The sequence below is a fragment of the Dactylosporangium sp. NPDC005572 genome, from assembly GCF_040605515.1.
Taxonomy (GTDB): Bacteria; Actinomycetota; Actinomycetes; order Mycobacteriales; family Micromonosporaceae; genus Dactylosporangium.
Window position 1 is genome coordinate 1 of sequence record NZ_JBEXCY010000253.1, and the last position, 15,302, is coordinate 15,302.

17 protein-coding genes are annotated in these 15,302 nt (G+C 75.5%); 4 read left to right on the forward strand and 13 right to left on the reverse strand.

Annotated features, from left to right (window positions below; all coding sequences use genetic code 11):
• The 4 genes from ABZS66_RS54145 to ABZS66_RS54160 form a co-directional block, all read right to left on the reverse strand.
• Window positions 1-599 (reverse strand): GntR family transcriptional regulator (locus ABZS66_RS54145; protein ID WP_354771519.1); only part of this gene is annotated, 599 nt, incomplete at its 3' end.
• An 82-nt stretch (window positions 600-681) separates the two neighbouring features.
• On the reverse strand, window positions 682-1,452 hold the full coding sequence (locus ABZS66_RS54150; protein WP_354771521.1) for a thiamine pyrophosphate-dependent enzyme: 771 nt from the start codon (window positions 1,450-1,452) through the stop codon (window positions 682-684).
• A complete protein-coding gene (locus tag ABZS66_RS54155; protein ID WP_354771523.1) occupies window positions 1,449-2,513 on the reverse strand; it encodes a hypothetical protein in 1,065 nt (354 codons plus the stop codon). Before ABZS66_RS54155 ends, ABZS66_RS54150 begins: the two co-directional genes overlap by 4 nt.
• Complete coding sequence (locus ABZS66_RS54160) at window positions 2,510-3,073, reverse strand: 2-oxoacid:acceptor oxidoreductase family protein (protein ID WP_354771525.1); 564 nt, start codon at window positions 3,071-3,073, stop codon at window positions 2,510-2,512. Before ABZS66_RS54160 ends, ABZS66_RS54155 begins: the two co-directional genes overlap by 4 nt.
• 83 nt (window positions 3,074-3,156) lie before the next feature.
• Between ABZS66_RS54160 and ABZS66_RS54165 the strand changes: the two genes are divergently transcribed.
• Together ABZS66_RS54165 and ABZS66_RS54170 are read left to right on the forward strand one after the other, a co-directional pair.
• The gene (locus tag ABZS66_RS54165; protein ID WP_354771527.1) at window positions 3,157-4,278 is read left to right on the forward strand and encodes an alcohol dehydrogenase catalytic domain-containing protein; all 1,122 of its coding nucleotides are present in this window, start codon (window positions 3,157-3,159) and stop codon (window positions 4,276-4,278) included.
• Between the two features lie 43 nt (window positions 4,279-4,321).
• The gene (locus tag ABZS66_RS54170) at window positions 4,322-5,737 is read left to right on the forward strand and encodes a class I adenylate-forming enzyme family protein (protein ID WP_354771529.1); all 1,416 of its coding nucleotides are present in this window, start codon (window positions 4,322-4,324) and stop codon (window positions 5,735-5,737) included.
• On the opposite strand, the gene ABZS66_RS54175 is transcribed toward ABZS66_RS54170, so the two are convergent.
• Genes ABZS66_RS54175 through ABZS66_RS54190 form a run of 4 tightly spaced genes read right to left on the reverse strand, consistent with a single transcriptional unit; the run spans window position 5,715 to window position 9,038 of the window.
• Window positions 5,715-6,383 carry an ATP-grasp domain-containing protein gene (locus tag ABZS66_RS54175; protein ID WP_354771531.1) on the reverse strand — a complete coding sequence of 223 codons (669 nt, stop codon included), beginning with the start codon at window positions 6,381-6,383 and terminating at the stop codon, window positions 5,715-5,717. The two genes, ABZS66_RS54170 and ABZS66_RS54175, sit on opposite strands and share 23 nt — an antisense overlap.
• Window positions 6,347-6,856 carry a hypothetical protein gene (locus ABZS66_RS54180; RefSeq protein WP_354771533.1) on the reverse strand — a complete coding sequence of 170 codons (510 nt, stop codon included), beginning with the start codon at window positions 6,854-6,856 and terminating at the stop codon, window positions 6,347-6,349. Before ABZS66_RS54180 ends, ABZS66_RS54175 begins: the two co-directional genes overlap by 37 nt.
• The gene (locus tag ABZS66_RS54185) at window positions 6,856-8,688 is read right to left on the reverse strand and encodes an Hsp70 family protein (protein ID WP_354771535.1); all 1,833 of its coding nucleotides are present in this window, start codon (window positions 8,686-8,688) and stop codon (window positions 6,856-6,858) included. Before ABZS66_RS54185 ends, ABZS66_RS54180 begins: the two co-directional genes overlap by 1 nt.
• 11 nt (window positions 8,689-8,699) lie before the next feature.
• Window positions 8,700-9,038, reverse strand: coding sequence for a helix-turn-helix domain-containing protein (locus tag ABZS66_RS54190; RefSeq protein WP_354771537.1), 339 nt, complete (start codon window positions 9,036-9,038; stop codon window positions 8,700-8,702).
• Between the two features lie 186 nt (window positions 9,039-9,224).
• Between ABZS66_RS54190 and ABZS66_RS54195 the strand changes: the two genes are divergently transcribed.
• Window positions 9,225-9,410: a hypothetical protein gene (locus ABZS66_RS54195; RefSeq protein WP_354771539.1), complete on the forward strand. Its 186-nt coding sequence runs from the start codon at window positions 9,225-9,227 to the stop codon at window positions 9,408-9,410.
• Between the two features lie 337 nt (window positions 9,411-9,747).
• Here ABZS66_RS54195 and ABZS66_RS54200 read toward each other — a convergent pair whose 3' ends face one another.
• Window positions 9,748-11,346: a class I adenylate-forming enzyme family protein gene (locus tag ABZS66_RS54200; protein WP_354771541.1), complete on the reverse strand. Its 1,599-nt coding sequence runs from the start codon at window positions 11,344-11,346 to the stop codon at window positions 9,748-9,750.
• Window positions 11,347-11,423: 77 nt separating this feature from the next.
• On the opposite strand from ABZS66_RS54200, the gene ABZS66_RS54205 reads away from it, so the two are divergent.
• Complete coding sequence (locus ABZS66_RS54205; protein ID WP_354771543.1) at window positions 11,424-11,990, forward strand: hypothetical protein; 567 nt, start codon at window positions 11,424-11,426, stop codon at window positions 11,988-11,990.
• On the opposite strand, the gene ABZS66_RS54210 is transcribed toward ABZS66_RS54205, so the two are convergent.
• The 4 genes from ABZS66_RS54210 to ABZS66_RS54225 form a co-directional block, all read right to left on the reverse strand.
• A complete protein-coding gene (locus ABZS66_RS54210) occupies window positions 11,977-13,503 on the reverse strand; it encodes a class I adenylate-forming enzyme family protein (protein ID WP_354771545.1) in 1,527 nt (508 codons plus the stop codon). The genes ABZS66_RS54205 and ABZS66_RS54210 overlap by 14 nt on opposite strands.
• Window positions 13,496-14,233, reverse strand: a complete 738-nt coding sequence (locus tag ABZS66_RS54215; protein WP_354771547.1) for an SDR family oxidoreductase — start codon at window positions 14,231-14,233, stop codon at window positions 13,496-13,498. The genes ABZS66_RS54210 and ABZS66_RS54215 overlap by 8 nt, the downstream gene beginning before the upstream one ends.
• Complete coding sequence (locus tag ABZS66_RS54220; RefSeq protein ID WP_354771549.1) at window positions 14,230-15,081, reverse strand: enoyl-CoA hydratase; 852 nt, start codon at window positions 15,079-15,081, stop codon at window positions 14,230-14,232. Before ABZS66_RS54220 ends, ABZS66_RS54215 begins: the two co-directional genes overlap by 4 nt.
• Window positions 15,078-15,302 (reverse strand): acyl-CoA dehydrogenase family protein (locus tag ABZS66_RS54225; RefSeq protein WP_354771551.1); only part of this gene is annotated, 225 nt, incomplete at its 5' end. The genes ABZS66_RS54220 and ABZS66_RS54225, both read right to left, overlap by 4 nt.

Below are 15,302 nucleotides of genomic sequence, written 5' to 3' on the forward strand. Positions count from 1 at the left end.
CCACCTGCGCTGGGAGAACTGGGGCCGGGCCTGGAACAAGGCCCACGTCGGCCGCGCAGCGCCACGTACTCGGCGTGCAGCGCGGCCCGCTCCTCGGGCAGCGCGTCGTCGATCGAGAACCGGGCCGCGGCCGGCACCAGGCCGCTGAACGTGCGCAACAGGGCCCGCAGGTGGTCGCCGGCGCCGGCGACGTTGACGACCCGGCGGAACTCGCGGGCCAGGGACTCGAACTCGGCCGGGTCGTCGCAGCGGGCCAGGGCCTCGTCGAGCTTGCCCAGCGCCTCGGCGACCGCCGAGTCGCGGCGGGCGGCGACGCGCCGGTTGGTCAGGGCGCTGAGCATGCCGTACAGCGCGAACGCCTCCCGCACCGTCTCCTCGCCGAAGGCGCCGACGTGGGCCCGGCGGTAGTGCGCCCGGTCGACGAGCCCGTCGCGTTCCAGCTGGATGAGGGCCTCGCGGACCGGCACCCGGCTCACGCCGAGCTCGGCGGCGACCTCGTCGAGGTCGATGCGCTGGCCGCTGCGCAGGCTGCCGTCGAAGAGCCGGCCCAGGATGTGCGCGGCCACCGCCTCGCTGGTGTTGGCCCGCTCCAGCGTCATGCGTCCTCCGCTTCGCTCCGGCCGCATGCCTTCCAGACTGCGCCGACGGTGACCGGCCTCCTCCGCTTCGCTCCGGAACCGGTCACGGGGTCACCAGCTCCCCGAGCGGATACGTGGCCTCCATGGTGCCCTGCTGGTACTGCGGGCCCTCGGCGGTCGGCACGAACCAGCCCGTCGGGCACATCGTGAGGATCTCGACCAGGCTGAAGCCGTCGCCGCGCAGCTGCGTCTCGAACGCCTTGCGGAGCATGCGCTTGGCCTGCAGTACCGCTGCCGCGTTGGACACCGCGCCCCGCGCCACGTAGGCCGTCCCGCGCAGGCCGGCGACGAGGTCGGCGACGGGGATCGGGTAGCCGTGCGCGGCCGGGTCGCGCCCCTCGATGCTGGTCTTGGTCCGCTGGCCGAGCACGGTGGTGGCGGTCTGCTGCCCGCCGGTGTCGCCGAAGACGCCGTTGTTGAGCATCACGCAGGTGATGTTCTCGCCGCGGGCGGCGGCGTGCAGCACCTCCTGCAGGCCCTCGTTGGCCATGTCGCCGTCGCCCTGCAGGGTGAAGACGGCGACGCCGGGCCGGACCCGCTTGATGCCGGTGGCGCAGGCCGGGGCGCGGCCGTGCAGGCACTGGAGCACGTCGACGTCCATGATGCGCACGAAGCTGCCGTAGCAGCCGTGCCCGACGACCCCGATGGTCTGCTGCACGATGTCGAGCTCCTGCAGTACCTCCAGCAGGATGCGCAGCGCGACCGGCTCACCGCAGCCGGGGCACAGCGAGTGCTCGCCCAGGATGAGGTTCGGCTTGAAGTCGGCGACCTTGCGGGCGTCGCGGACCGGCGGGCCGCTGGTGTCGATGGTCATACGGTCGCCTCCAGAATGCGCTCGCGGATGACGGGGGCATCGAGCAGCGGCCCGTAGGACAGGCCCGACTCGGCGATGCTGACCCCGCCGATGAACCGCACGGCGCGGCGGTCGGCGGCGTGCAGCCGGACGTCGTCGAGCATCTGCCCGGCGTTGAGCTCGAACACCAGCACGTTCCTGGCGCCCTTCGTGGCCGCCTCGAGGGCGGCGCCGGGGAACGGCCACAGCGTCACCGGCCGGAACCAGCCGATGCGGTGCCCGTCGGCGCGCAGTTCCGCGACGACGTGCTCGACGAACTTCGCCGCCGAGCCGAACGCGACGACGACGGTCTCGGCGTCGTCGACGTGGGCCTGCTCGTGGCGGGCCTCCAGCTCGGCGATGCGGTCGAACTTCGCCGCGATCGCCCGCCAGTGCCCGTCGGGCCCCGGCCCGGGGTCGGTGGCCTTGCCCATCGCCCAGGTCCACACCTGCCGGCTGCGGCCGGTGCCGCCGCCGGTGCCGTCGAGCACCCAGTCCTTGGGCGGCAGCGGCCCGAAGTCGCGGGGCGAGACGTCGACGCCGACCCGGGTCTGGGCGAGCAGCGGGTCGCCGTACAGCACGACCGGCGCCCGGTGCCGGTCGGCCAGGTGGAACAGCAGCTGGGTGTGCTCGACCGCCTCCGGCACGTCCTTGGGCGCGAGGGTGATCGTGCGGTAGTCGCCCCAGCCGCCGCCGCGGGTGGCCTGGAAGTAGTCCTGCTGGTTGCGGGCCAGGTTGAACACGACGAACGGGGTCTCGTTGAGCGCGGCCTCGGCGATCGCCTCCTGCATGAGCGCGATGCCCTGCCCGCACGAGCCGGTGGCGGCCCGCGCGCCGGCGGCCGCCGCGCCGAGGGTCATGTTGACGCCCTCGATCTCGCTCTCGGCGTTGAGGCACACGCCGCCGGCCGCCGGCAGCCGCCGCGACATCTCCTCCAGCAGGCCGGTGAACGGCGACATGGGGTACCCCGCGAAGAACCGGCAGCCGGCCGCGATCGCCGCCTCGGCGATGGCCGCGCCGCCCTCCAGCAGCTGCAGCGTCATGCGTCGGCCCCCGCCCGCAGCGCCCGGATGTTGGCCTCGGCGTGCTGGCGCCGGTACGGCGGGAGCAGCCTGGTCATCGCGTCCTCCAGCTCCTGCGCGGCGACGAGGCGCGCCCGCGCGTTGTAGGCCCCGAGCAGCACGAACCCCAGCGCGTTCGGGGCGCCGGCCTGCTGGGCGACGGCCTTCGCGTCGACCGTCACGACCCGCAGGTCGGCCCGCAGGTGCGCGGGGTCGACGAGCGGGGCGTTGGCCAGGACGAACGCGCCGGGCCGCAGCCGCTCCACGACGTGCTCGCTGAAGCGGTGGTGGGCGAGGACCGCCGAGCCGGCGTTGGGCAGGATCGGCAGGGCCCGCAGCGGCGCGGCGCCGACGACGACGGACGCCTTGGACGGCCCGCCGCGCATCTCCCCGCCGTAGTCGGCGGCGAGCATGGCGTGCCGGCCCTCGCTGGTGGCGGCCTCGGCGAGGGTCTTCGCGAGCAGCTGGATCCCCTGCCCGCCGATCCCGCTGACCACGACCTCCCACTCGCCGGTGCCGTCCCAGGCTTGCGTCGCTTCCATCCGGCCCCTCCCTTGACGCGCTTTAGATATTGAATACAAAATCTGATTCGGTCGTCAAGGCCGGTCAGTACGGAGGTGGTGCGGTGCGGGCGCTCGTCATGCGAGGGTTCGGGGACGTGGTGGTCGAGGAGGTGGCCGACCCTGTCGCCGGGCCGGGTGAGGTGGTGATCGACGTGGCCTGCGTGCAGCCGAGCGTCACCGAGTGCATGCTCATCGCCGGGGAGCCGGTCGCGATGCACGGCGTGCTCGCCGCGCGGCTGGCGGCCGGGCCGACCCGGTTCGGCGGGCACGAGTTCGCCGGGGTGGTGCGCTCGGTCGGTGCCGGCACCGTCTCGGACGTCAAGCCGGGCGACCGGGTCACCGCGGTCGAGACCGCCGCCTGCGGCCGGTGCGCGGCCTGCCGCCGGGACCGGCCCGACGCCTGCCCGGCGCCGAGTGTGCTGGGCTTCAGCGGGCCGGGCGCGTTCGCCGAGCGGGTCGTCGTGCCCGCGAAGACCGTCGTGCCGGTGCCCGGCGGGGTCGGCGCCTCCGCCGCCGCGGCCGTGCAGCCGCTGGCCGGGGCGATCCACGGGCACGCGCTGGCCGACGTGCGGCCCGGCGAGACGGTGCTGGTGCTCGGCGCCGGTGTCATGGGTGTCCTGCACGTCCGGCTCGCCCGCCTGGGCGGTGCCGGTACCGTCGTCGTCACCGGCCGCAGCCCGGCCAAGCTCGGCCTGGCCCGCCGCGCCGGCGCCGACCTCGCCGTGCCGGCCGGGGACGACGTCGAGGCGGCCGTCGCCGAGGCCACCGATGGGATCGGGGCCGACGTCGTGTTCGAGACCGCCGGCGGCGCCCCCGGTGCCGGCCTCAGCGGCACCTCCACGCTCGACCTCGCCGCCCGCTGCGTGCGCCGCGGCGGCCGGATCGTCGTCGTGTCGGTGCTGCCGGACCGCTCGCCGGCGCCGCTCGGGCGGCTGCGCGAGCGGTCGGTCGCGCTGCTGCACCCGCGCTCGGGCGCCGGCGGGTACGCGCCCGGGGCGAGCGCCTTCGACCACGCGCTGGCGCTGGTCCGCCGCGGCGACGTCGACCTCGGCGCGCTGGTGACCCACCGGCTGCGCGGGGTCGACGCGCTGCCCGAGGCCCTCGCCATCACCCGGGACAAGACGGCCCACGGCGCGCTCGGGCCGGCCCAGGTGGACCTGTTCGACTGGGGGCACGAAGCATGAGCGCAGCCTGGAGCTCGTGCGGCCGGGGCGGGGCGGAGGGCGCATGAGCCTGCTCATCGGGGACATCGTCACGGTCGCGGCGCTCAGCGGGCCGGGCCGGCTCGCCGCGACCCTCGGCGGCGAGCAGCTCACGTTCGGCGAGCTCGACGAGCGGGCCGACCGCACCGCGAACGCGCTCGAGGGCCGCGGCCTGCGGGCCGGGGACACGCTGCTGTGGTGCGCGCCGCCGACGTTACGGGTGCTCGACGCGTTCGTGGCGTGCGCGCGGCTCGGGGTGCTGTTCGCGCCGGTGAACCCGGCGCTGCCGGCCGCCGAGCTGGACCGGGTGCGCGACCTCGTCCGGCCCCGCCTGGCCGTGACCTCCGCCGGCGCCGAGGGCGGGCTGCGCCCGTCCGACCTGGACGGCGGCGCCGCCGGCCTGCCGCCGCGGCCGCTCGACGACCGGGACCCGCACATCGTGTACCTCACCAGCGGCAGCACCGGCACCCCGAAGGGCGCGCTGGTCAGCCACCGGGCCAGCTGGCTGCGGGCGGCGCCGGGCGGCGGCACGTTCAGCGCGGGCCTGCGCGGCGACGGCGGCGTGGTCTGCACGTTCCCGCTGTACCACTACGGCGGCTGGCACTACGTCATGGAGGCCTGGCAGCACCGCACCGCGGTCCACCTCGTCCGCCGGGCCTCGGCGGAGGAGATCGTCGAGGTCGTGCAGCGGCGCCGCCCGTCGGCGCTGTACTGCATCCCGGCCGTCTGGGAGCGCCTCCTCGACCCCGAGCACCGCCGCGCCGACCTGCGGTCCGTGCTGCACGCCGACACCGGCACGTCGAGCGTCGCCCCCGACCTGGTGGAGCGGATCAAGGCCCGGCTGCCCGGCACCACGACCACGATCCTCTACGGCTCCACGGAGGCCGGCCGGATGGCCGCGCTGCACGACCACGACCTGGCCCGCAAGCCCGGCAGCGTGGGCCGCGGCGCCCCGCCGAACGCGCTGTGGGTCGACCCGGACGGCGAGGTGTGCGTGCGCGGCCCGGCCGTCATGAACGGCTACCTGGGCAGCGCGCCGCTCGACGGCACCTACCGCTCGGGTGACCTGGGGACGCTGGACGAGGAGGGGTACCTCTTCCTCACCGGCCGCAGCCGCGAGGTGATCCGCACGGGCGGCGAGTCGGTCGGCCCGGCCGACGTCGAGCACGCCCTGCGCGACCTGCCCGGCATCCTCGACGTGGCGGTCGTCGGCGTCCCCGACCCGCGCTGGGGCGAGCTGGTGTGCGCGGTGGTCGTGGTACCGCCGGGCACCGCACCGCCGACGGTGGCCGCGGTCCGGTCCCATGTGGACGGACGCCTGGCCGCGTTCCAGCACCCGCGCCTGGTGGCGACGGTGGCCGAGATCCCGCGGACCCCGGCGACGGGCCAGATCCAGCGCTCCCGCCTCCGCGACCTCGTCACCCGTCCAGCACCGCGGTGAGGAGCTCCTCGGGCGGCGTGCCGGCGGGCCGGTCGCTGACCTGACCGTCGCCGAGCTCCACGACCCGCCAGACCCCGTCGGCGCGCCGGGCGAGGTCGACGGTGACGAACGGCAGCCCTTCGACGGCCCCGGCGAGCCCGGGCGGGAGCTCCAGGTCGCCGGGCGGCAGCCGGTCGGGCGTGTCGGGATGGGCCGTGACGAGCCGGCACCGCCCGCCGACCCACCAGGTGCGGACCTCGGCACCCGTGAACGGCTCGAAGCGGCGCAGCACGAACCCGCCGGTGAACTCGTCGCCCCGCAGCTGCGCGAACCGCTCCGCGACGGCCCAGGCCGCGTCGGCGTCGGCGACGTCGGGAATGTAGGCGGCCTCGTGCCAGTGGTGCTTGAGGGTGTCGTACCACCCGGGCAGCTCGTGCCCCTGCCGGTACTGCTCCGCCCCGGTCCGCAGCACGGTGCCCTTTTCGGCGAGGGCGTCGGCGAACGCGGCGTAGCGGTCGCTGCCGAGCATCCACCCCCGGTACACGGCGGTCGCACCACCGGGCACCCGCTCCACCGCCCGCCCGGCGTCACCCCCACCGGCGAGCGCGTCGTGGTCGACGAGCCCCACGGTCAGTGGGGGCAGGCGGCGCCCGCCACCGCCGTCCATGGGCTGTCCGCGACGGCCACGAGGGGTTCGACGACCGACCGCCGGCCGTCCGCGGTGCGGACCGTGAGGCGGAAGCGGATCGGGGCCGCCGGGAGCGGCGTGGCGCACGACAGCTCGACCCGCACGCCCACCGCGACGGCCCGGCCCGGGCCGAGCGCCTGCGGGCCGCCGGCGGTGTGGACCGTCAGGCCCGTCGCCTCGGCCGAGAGGTCCTCCAGCTCGACCGGCGCGGCGCCCGAGTTGACCACCGTCAGCCGGCTCTCCATGCGGACCGACCCGGCGTCGTAGGTCGCCGCGATCGGGCCCGTCTGGCCCGCGTCCACCACCACCGCCACGGCCGGTGGGCGGTCGTCGGGGCGGGCCAGGAACAGGGCGCCCAGCAGGAGCGCCGCGGCCGGCCAGGGCAGCCACCGTGGCACCCGGCGCCGGGGCGCCGGGGCGGGTGCGTCGAGGTCGACGAGAGGCTGGCCCATCAGCGCGGCGGGGACGGGGTCAGGGCGACCGTCGTCAGCCAGTCGCCCGACGCGATCCGCGCGCCGGGGGCGGCCTGGTGCGAGACGACCATACCGCCGGCGGCGGGGGCGGTCAGGCGGCGGACCGAGCCGTCGTCGCAGCGGACCACGGCGATCGGGGTGCCGCCGCGGTACCGCGCGCCGGGGTCGACGAGCCACCGCAGCAGCACGCCCGCGCCGCCGGGCAGCGGCCAGCTCAGTGGGGTCCGGTCCGGGGTGGGCAGCTGCGGCGGTACCGCCGAATCCCCCGCCGAACGGGTGAGCGTGGCCGCGCCCTGCACCACCGCCAGGTCCGGGTCCTCCGGGCGGCGCAGCGGCCGGTCCAGGGCGCGGGCGACCGCCTCGGCGACGGCGGGCATGCGGGTCGTCCCGCCGACGAGCAGCACCGCCGCGACCTCGGCCGGGCCGACGCCGCAGCGGTCCAGCAGGTCCTGGCAGCAGGCGACGGTGCGGGCCAGCAGCGGGGCCACCAGGTCCGTCAGCTCGGCGCGGCGCAGCACGACCGGCGGCGCCGCCGGGAACGGGTAGTCCTCGACCTGTTCGGCGCCGCTGAGGTGGTGCTTCAGGCCGCGGACAAAGTCCGCGACGTGCAGCCGGGCCCGCAGGGCGGCGTCGCCGGTGAGGCCCGGCGGGGCGAGCGCGGCGGCCAGGTCGGGGCCTCCGGTGTCGCGCAGGTGGGTGGCGATGAGCGCGTCGACGTCGCGGCCGCCGCAGTCGTCGAGGGCGGCGTGGCCGAGCACGGCGTGCCGGCCGTCGGGCTCGTACCGCACGAGCGCGGCGTCGAAGGTACCGCCGCCGAAATCGTAGACGAGGACCGTCTCGCCCGCCGTGAACGCGGGCCCGGCCAGGGGTGCCAGCCCGGCCGCGACCGGCTCCGGCACGAGCGCCACGTCGGTGAACCCGGCCCGCTCGCCGGCGGCGATCATCGCCTCGGTGCGCGGGTCGCCCGGGCGGTAGCTGGCCGGCACGGTGAGGACGAGCCGGTGGACGGGCCCGCCGGCCTGCTCGGCGAACGCCCGCAGCAGGGCGGTGACGAGGTCCTCGGGCTGGAAGTCGCGGTCGCCGAGCGGCACCGGCGCCGCCTCGCCGAGGTCGCGCTTGAACTCGGCCCGGTACGCGGTCGGCACCGCCCGCTTCCGCCCGTTCGCGGCCGACCCGACGAGCAGCGCGTCGCCGTCGCGGCAGACCGCCGACGGCCAGGAGTACAGGCCACTGAGGGGCTCCTTCAGCAGTCGTACCGCACCGTCGGCGCCCACCAGGGCCGCCGACGACGCCGACGTGCCCACGTCCACGACGAGGGTGGGCTCCTTCGTCGGTGGCGGACCGCTCTCGCGGACCACGGTCGTCACGGGCGGCTCGGGCGGCTCGGTGACGAGCTCGCTCAGCCCGGTCTGCAGCGCCGCCGGGGGCACACCGAGCACGGTGAGCGTGCGGACCGCGGCGCCGCCGCCCTCGCGCAGCAGCGCGAGCAGCAGATGCTCCGGGGTGACCTGGTGGTGGCCGCGGCGCAGCGCCTCGCGGAGGGTCAGCTCGAGGACGGTCTTCATGCGCGGCGTGAACGGCAGGCTCTGCGCCGTGCCGGTCCCCGGCTCGCCGAACTCGCCGGCCCGGGCGAGCACCGCGGCGCGCGTGACGCCCGCCTTGCCGAGCATCCACACCAGCCGGCCGTCGGGGTCGGCGAGCAGCCCGAGCAGCAGGTGCCCGGTGCCGATCCGGTCGTGCCCGAGGTCGGCCGCGGCCTGCTGGGCCTGGACGACGGCGTGGCGCGCCGCCGGGACGAACCGCTCGAACATGGTCCGGCACTCTACCGGGGCGCCGCGACGGGTGTCCCGGTCCGGGCGGCCCGTCCTCGGCCCCAGTCGTACAGTGCCTGCAGGACCGGCGCGAGGGTCGCACCCTCCTCGGTGAGCCGGTACTCGACGTGCGGCGGGACGGTGCCCAGGTCGGCCCGCGCGACGAGCCCGTCGGCCTCCAGCTCGCGCAGCCGCTGCACGAGCATCTTCTCGCTGATGCCGGGCATGCGGCGGCGCAGCTCGCCGTAGCGGTGCACGCCCTCCTTGAGGTGGGCCAGGATCACCGGCCGCCACACGCCGCCGATGACGTCGATCGCGAGCTCCACCGGGCAGTGGTACCGCTTGGGCACGGACGCCTCCTTACCGTTCGGTGCGTACTTGCCGGGCCACCCGGCGGCATGGTCGTCTGATGCGCGTGACGACGCCGACGTTATACGAGTGGGCCGGCGGCACCGAGGCCCTGTGCGACGCCTTCTACCGCCGGGGTCCTGCAGGACGACCTGCTGGCCCCGCTGTTCGCCCGCTGGGTCAACCTGATGCAGGACGCGGCGGACGAGGTGGCCCTGCCACGGGACCCGGAGTTCCGCGCGGCGTTCGTCGGCTACCTGGAGTGGGGCACCCGCCTGGCCGTGCTCAACTCCCAGCCGGACGCCGACCCGGTCCGCGACGCCCCGGTCCCGAGATGGGGCTGGGGCGTCGCCCCGCCGTACCAGCCGGGCTAGCCGAACCGGTCGGGCTATCGTCTGCGTCGGAGCCAACCCGGAGCGTTGGAGCGGCCCGGCGAACGGCCGCGAAGGACGAGGAGCGCCTGAGCGCCCCGGCGGCGTCTTCCACGCAATCCGCGCCGGACGTGCTCGCACCGGCCCTCCGCCTCGTCCGACCGGGGTGTCCAGCGACCCGGGACGCCGCTGACGATGACCGGGGACGCGCTCATCTGCCAGCGAAGGTCAGGGCCGGGCCGGGGAACCAGCCTGAGCGTGCCCTCGCGCAGCACATCTACCCACACGGACCAATGCTGCGACGCGGGGTCGCGGCCGATCAACCCATTTCCCGCCCGGGTCACACCGCCGGGCGCAGGGACTTGCGCAGTTCCGCCTTGGCGATCTTGCCGCCCGAGCCCCGCGGGAGATCGTCCACCAGTTCCAGGCGCTCCGGCCAGTTCTCGCGGGACACGCCGCGGGCGTCGAGGTGGGTGCGCAGGTCGTCGAGCGTCAGCGGGTCGGGCGAGCGGGGGACGACGAAGACGCAGACGCGTTCGCCGAAGGTCGGGTCCGGCATCGCCACCGCCGCCACCATCGCCACCTGCGGGTGGGAGCCCACGTGGTCCTCCACCGCCGCGGCGCTGATGTTCTTGCCGCCGCGGATGATGAAGTCCGACTTGCGGTCGACCACCCGCAGGTAGCCGTCCTCGTCGATCGTGCAGATGTCGCCGGTCAGCATCCAGCCGTCGGGGGTGAACAGGGCCTCGTTCGCCTTGTCGTCGTTGAAGTAGCCCAGGCAGGTCGCCGGGCCTGCGCACGCCGCCTGGCCGGGGCCGCCGGCCGCGGTGACGTCCGTGCCGTCCTCGGCGAACAGGCGGACCTGCATCGCGTCGATCACCCGGCCCGCGGTGCGCAGGCGCTGGTCCTCCGTGTCCGTCACCGACGTGCGGGACAGGGCGCCGGTCTCGTTGGAGCCGAAGAACTGCAGGACCTTCGCGCCCGTGCGGCGTTCGAACTCCGACGCGCGCTCGAACGGGACCGCCTCGCCGCCGGTGAACATGCAGCGCAGGGACGACAGGTCGACCTCGTCGGCGAGGGGTGAGTTCAGCATCATGATGAACTGGGTCGAGACGCAGCAGACGACCGTCACCCGCTCGCGTTCGATGAGGCGCAGCGCCTCGTCGGCGTTGAACCGGGGCATGACCACGGTCGGGGCGCCGAGCAGGGCCGGGGTGAAGTTGGCCGTCCACTGCGCGAAGCCGTAGGGGGCCGGGATCACGGTCAGGAACACGTCGTCGGGGCGCAGGTCGCCGCACTCGACGGCCAGTTCGTGGTAGTAGAACCAGCGGTACTGGTCGTGGACCACGCACTTCGGCATGCCCGTGGTGCCCGACGTCGAGTTGAGCAGGTGGATCTCGTCGGGGGCGAGCTCGCGGCCCTTCAGCGGCGGGCCGGGCACGACGTCCCAGGAGGCGTACGGCAGCAGCACCAGGTGGGTCTCGATGCCCAGGTCGGCGACGAGGTCCGCGACCGGCTCGTCGCGGTGGGCGGCGAAGCTGACGAGCGCCGTCGCGCCGCCGACCGTGAGCAGGTGTCGTACCTCCAGCCGCGCGGCCCGCGGCCCGATCGCCACGACGACGACCCCGGCCTTGATCGCCGCGAGGTACACGACGTGCACCTCCACGCCGTCGGGCAGCAGCACCCCGACGCGGGCCCCGCGCGGCAGCCCGGCCTCGACGAGGCGGCGGGCGAACCAGGTGGAGTACTCGTCGAACTGCCGCCAGCTCAGCCGGTCGTCCCCGGCGACGAACGCGTCCCCGTCCGGGTTGTCCGCGGCGTGGCGCCGCACGACGTCGGCCAGGTTCTCGCCCGCGCCCGCGGCGTCGGCGAGGCGGTCGGCGACGTACCGCTCGTGGACGCTGCCGGGTGCCGGTGCGGTACCGGGTGGAAAGGTCACAACGTATACCTACCAATCAAGCGCTTGGTTGTGCAATTCTGTGATCGGCCGGGAGACGATGTCAAGGAGCGCCGCCCATGCAGGACAGCACAGACCAGAGCACGCACGTGGAGCAGGTCATCTGGCACGGGGACCCGAGCGGCGACCCGGACGGGCAGCTCACCGTGGGCGTCGCGCGGCGCGACGGGGACGTGGTCACGATCCGGCTCCGCGACGGCGACCGGCTCGTCGCCGACGTGCGCCTGCGCACGGGCCCGAAGCGCCGCCCCGCCCCGCACGACCTGCTGCGCACCGGCCTCGGCCCGGGCGCGACCTGCACCCGCACGTTCGTCGTCACCGACGACGCGACCACCGACCACGTGCCTGGCGCCGTCCCGGTGCTCAGCACCCCCTCCCTGATCGCGTACCTCGAGGACACCGCGGCCGACGTGCTGCGGCCGCACTTCGGGCCGGCGACGGCGTCGCTCGGGACCTGGATCGGCGTGCGGCACACCGGCCCGGCGCGCACCGGCGACGAGGTGCTCGTCACGGCGGTGCTCGCCGAGGTCCGGGGCCGCCGGTACCTCTTCGACGTGGAGGCGACCGTCGCCGGGCGCCCGATCGGCGACGGCCAGGTGGCGCAGACGCTGGTCAGGCTGGACTGAACCGGCGGGCCGCGTCCGTGCGCAGGGCGGCCTTGTCGACCTTGCCACCGGTACCGATGGGAAGCCCGTCGAGGGGCACGAGGTGCTCCGGCCAGTTCTGCTTCGACACGCCGCCGGCGTCCAGGTGCGCGCGGAGGTCGTCGAGGGTGAGCGCGCCCCGCACGGCGACGTAGGCACAGACCCGCTCCCCCAGCACCGGGTCGGGCGCCGCGACCACGGCCACCTGCGCGACAAGGGGGTGCGTCGCCACCGCCTCCTCGACGACGAGGGCGCTGACGTTGTGCCCGCCGCGGATGATGAAGTCGGCGGCCCGGCCGGTGATCGACAGGTATCCCTCGTCGTCGACCGCGCCCAGGTCACCGGTCAGCAGCCAGCCGTCGTCGCGGAACAGGGCGGCGTTCGCGGCCGGGTCGTCGAGGTACCCCGGCGTGCAGCCGGGACCCTTCGCCGCGACCTGCCCGCGCTCCCCGACGAGCCGCACGTTCATGGCCGGGATCGGCCGGCCGGCCGTCGACAGCCGCCGCTGCCGCGGGTCGGCGACGGAGGTGACCGAGATCGGGCCGGCCTCGTTGGAGCCGTAGAACTGCAGCACCGCGCAGCCGGTGCGCTCCTCGAACTCGGCGGCCCGCGACGCCGGGACCCGCTCGCCGCCGGTGAACAGCACCCGCAGCGACGTCAGGTCCGTCGAGGCGAACGACGGGTCGTTGAGCAGCATGATGAACTGGGCCGTCACCGCGCACAGCACGGTCACCCGGTGCCGCTCGATGAGCCGCAGCGTCTCGGCCGCGTCGAACTCGGCGCCGAGCACCGTCGGGTAGCCGTACATCGCCGGCACGACGTGGGCGCTCCACAGGCCGAACCCGTACGGCGCCGGCAGCACGCTGGCGAACACCTCGTCCGGCCCCATCCGGCCGGCGGCGTGCGCGAGGGGGCCGAAGTACTTGCGGTTGTTCATCGTCTGCCGCACGCACTTCGGCACGCCGGTGGTGCCGGACGTGGAGTTGAGGAAGAACAGGTCGTCGGGACCGAGGCCGGGACCGGTCCACCGGTCGCCGCCCACCTCGGCGAGGTCCAGCAGCACGTGCCGCCGGGCACCGCAGCGCGCGGCGATCTCGGCGCCCGGGCGTCCGCGATGCTGCACGGCGGTCGCCAGGCCGGCCGCGCCGGTGACCTGCAGCAGGTGCGTGATCTCGGCGTCACCGGCTCGCGGGCCGATGCCGACGGTGACCAGCCCGGCCTTCTGCGCGGCGAGGTACGCGACGTGGGTGAGCGCACCGCCGGTCAGCAGCACGGCGAGCCGGTCGCCGGGCGCGAAGCCGCTGTCCAGGTAGGACCGGGCGAGGCGGGACGACAGGTCGTCGTACTGCCCCCAGGTGATCGTGCCCTCGGGCGCGTGGAACGCGACCCGGCCCGGGTCGTTGCGGGCCACCAGGTCCGCGATCGTGTCGGCGGTCCAGGCGCCGTCGGCGTAGTACCGGGCGGTCGCGTCCGCCGGGAACAGCGGCTCAGGCACCGGCACCCCCGTCGAGGCGCAGGACGGCACCGGTGGCGAACCGGGCCTCGGCCGCACCGAGGTACGCGATCGCCGCCGCCACCTCGCCGGGGTCGGCGACGGGCGGGTCCACGAGCGCTCCCCCGCGCCCGTCGAGCTTCGGATGCGGATTCGGTACCGGTTGCAGGCCCGCCTTCAGCGGCGTGTCCACGGAGCCGGGGCAGACGCAGGCGACCCGCACGCCGACCGGCGCGTACTCCACCGCCAGGGACCGGGTCAGCGCGACCACGCCGCCCTTGGCCGCCGAGTACGCGGCGCTGTACCGCCAGCCGCGCACGCCGGCGAGGGACGACACGTTGACGATCGCGCCGCCGGCGGCGACCAGGTGCGGCAGCGCGGCCCGGCTGACCAGGAACGTGCCGGTGAGGTTCACGCCGAGGATCCGGTCCCACTCGGCGAGGGTCACGTCGGTGGTGTGGGCGTACGCGGCGACCCCGGCCACGTTGGCGACCAGGTCGAGCCGCCCGCCCCAGGCCGCGACCCGCTCGACGGCCTCGGCGACGGCGGCCTCGTCGCGGACGTCGGCCCGCACCGCGAACACGCCGTCCTGGGCCCAGCCGGACACGTCGGACATGTCGAGCCCGGCGACGCGGGCGCCCTCGTCGCGCAGGCGGGCGGCGGTGGCCCGCCCGATGCCGGAGGCGGCGCCGGTGACCAGCGCGACGCGCCCGGAGTACCGCTGGAGCATCATCGGCCGCCGTCGCGCATCGAGCGGGCGTCGTGCCCGGCCAGGGCGTCGGTGCCGGTCTCGGCGTTGTGGGCGTGGGCGACGTGGTGCAGGCCGAACACCGAGTCCATCCCGGCCCGCAGGCCCATGAGGTCCTCGGCCTGGTTGACGGCCTTCTTCGTCAGCGCCAGCCCGAGCCGCGGCATCTTCGCGATCCGCTGGGCGATGTCCATCGTGTCCCGCTCGAGGTCGCCGCGCGGCACGACCCGGTTCACCATGCCCAGCTGCAGCGCCCGCCCGGCGCCGACCCGCTCGCCGAGGAACAGGAACTCCTTGGCGTAGCGGGGCCCCATGACCCACGGGTGCGCGAAGTACTCGACGCCGGGGATGCCCATCCGCACGACAGGGTCGGCGAAGAACGCGTCGTCGGCGGCGACGATGAGGTCGCAGCACCAGGCGAGCATGAGCCCGCCGGCGATGCAGGCGCCCTGGACCATGGCGATCGTCGGCTTGGGCAGCTCCCGCCAGCGCCGGCACATCCCGAGGTACACCTCGGACTCCCGGGCGAAGCGGCTCTCCGCGCCGGGCTTGCCGACGTGGTCCCACCACAGCCCGGCCCGCCGGTCGAAACTGGTGTCGATGTCGCGCCCGGGCGTGCCGATGTCGTGCCCGGCGGAGAAGTGCTCCCCGGCGCCGCCCAGCACGATCACCTTGACCTCGTCGTCGGCCGCGGCGCGGTACAGCGCGTCGTCGAGGGCGTAGGTCATGGCGGAGTTCTGGGCGTTGCGGTACTGCGGGCGGTGCATCGTGACGACCGCGACCGGCCCGTCGGTGCGGTACTGGACGACCTCTTCGGTCTGTTCGTCGGTCACTGGGTCTCCTGGAGGTGGAGGGCGGCGGCGATCCGGTCGAGGCGGGCCTTCGGCTCGCCGAGCGCCTCGATCGCCCAGGCCCGCTTCGCGTACCGGTGCAGCTCGTACTCGACGGTGTACCCGATGGCGCCGTGGCACTGGATCGCGGCCCGGCTGGCGGCGTGCGCGGCCTCGGCGGCCTGCACGACGGCCGCGTCGACGGCCGTCGACGCGTCCGCGCC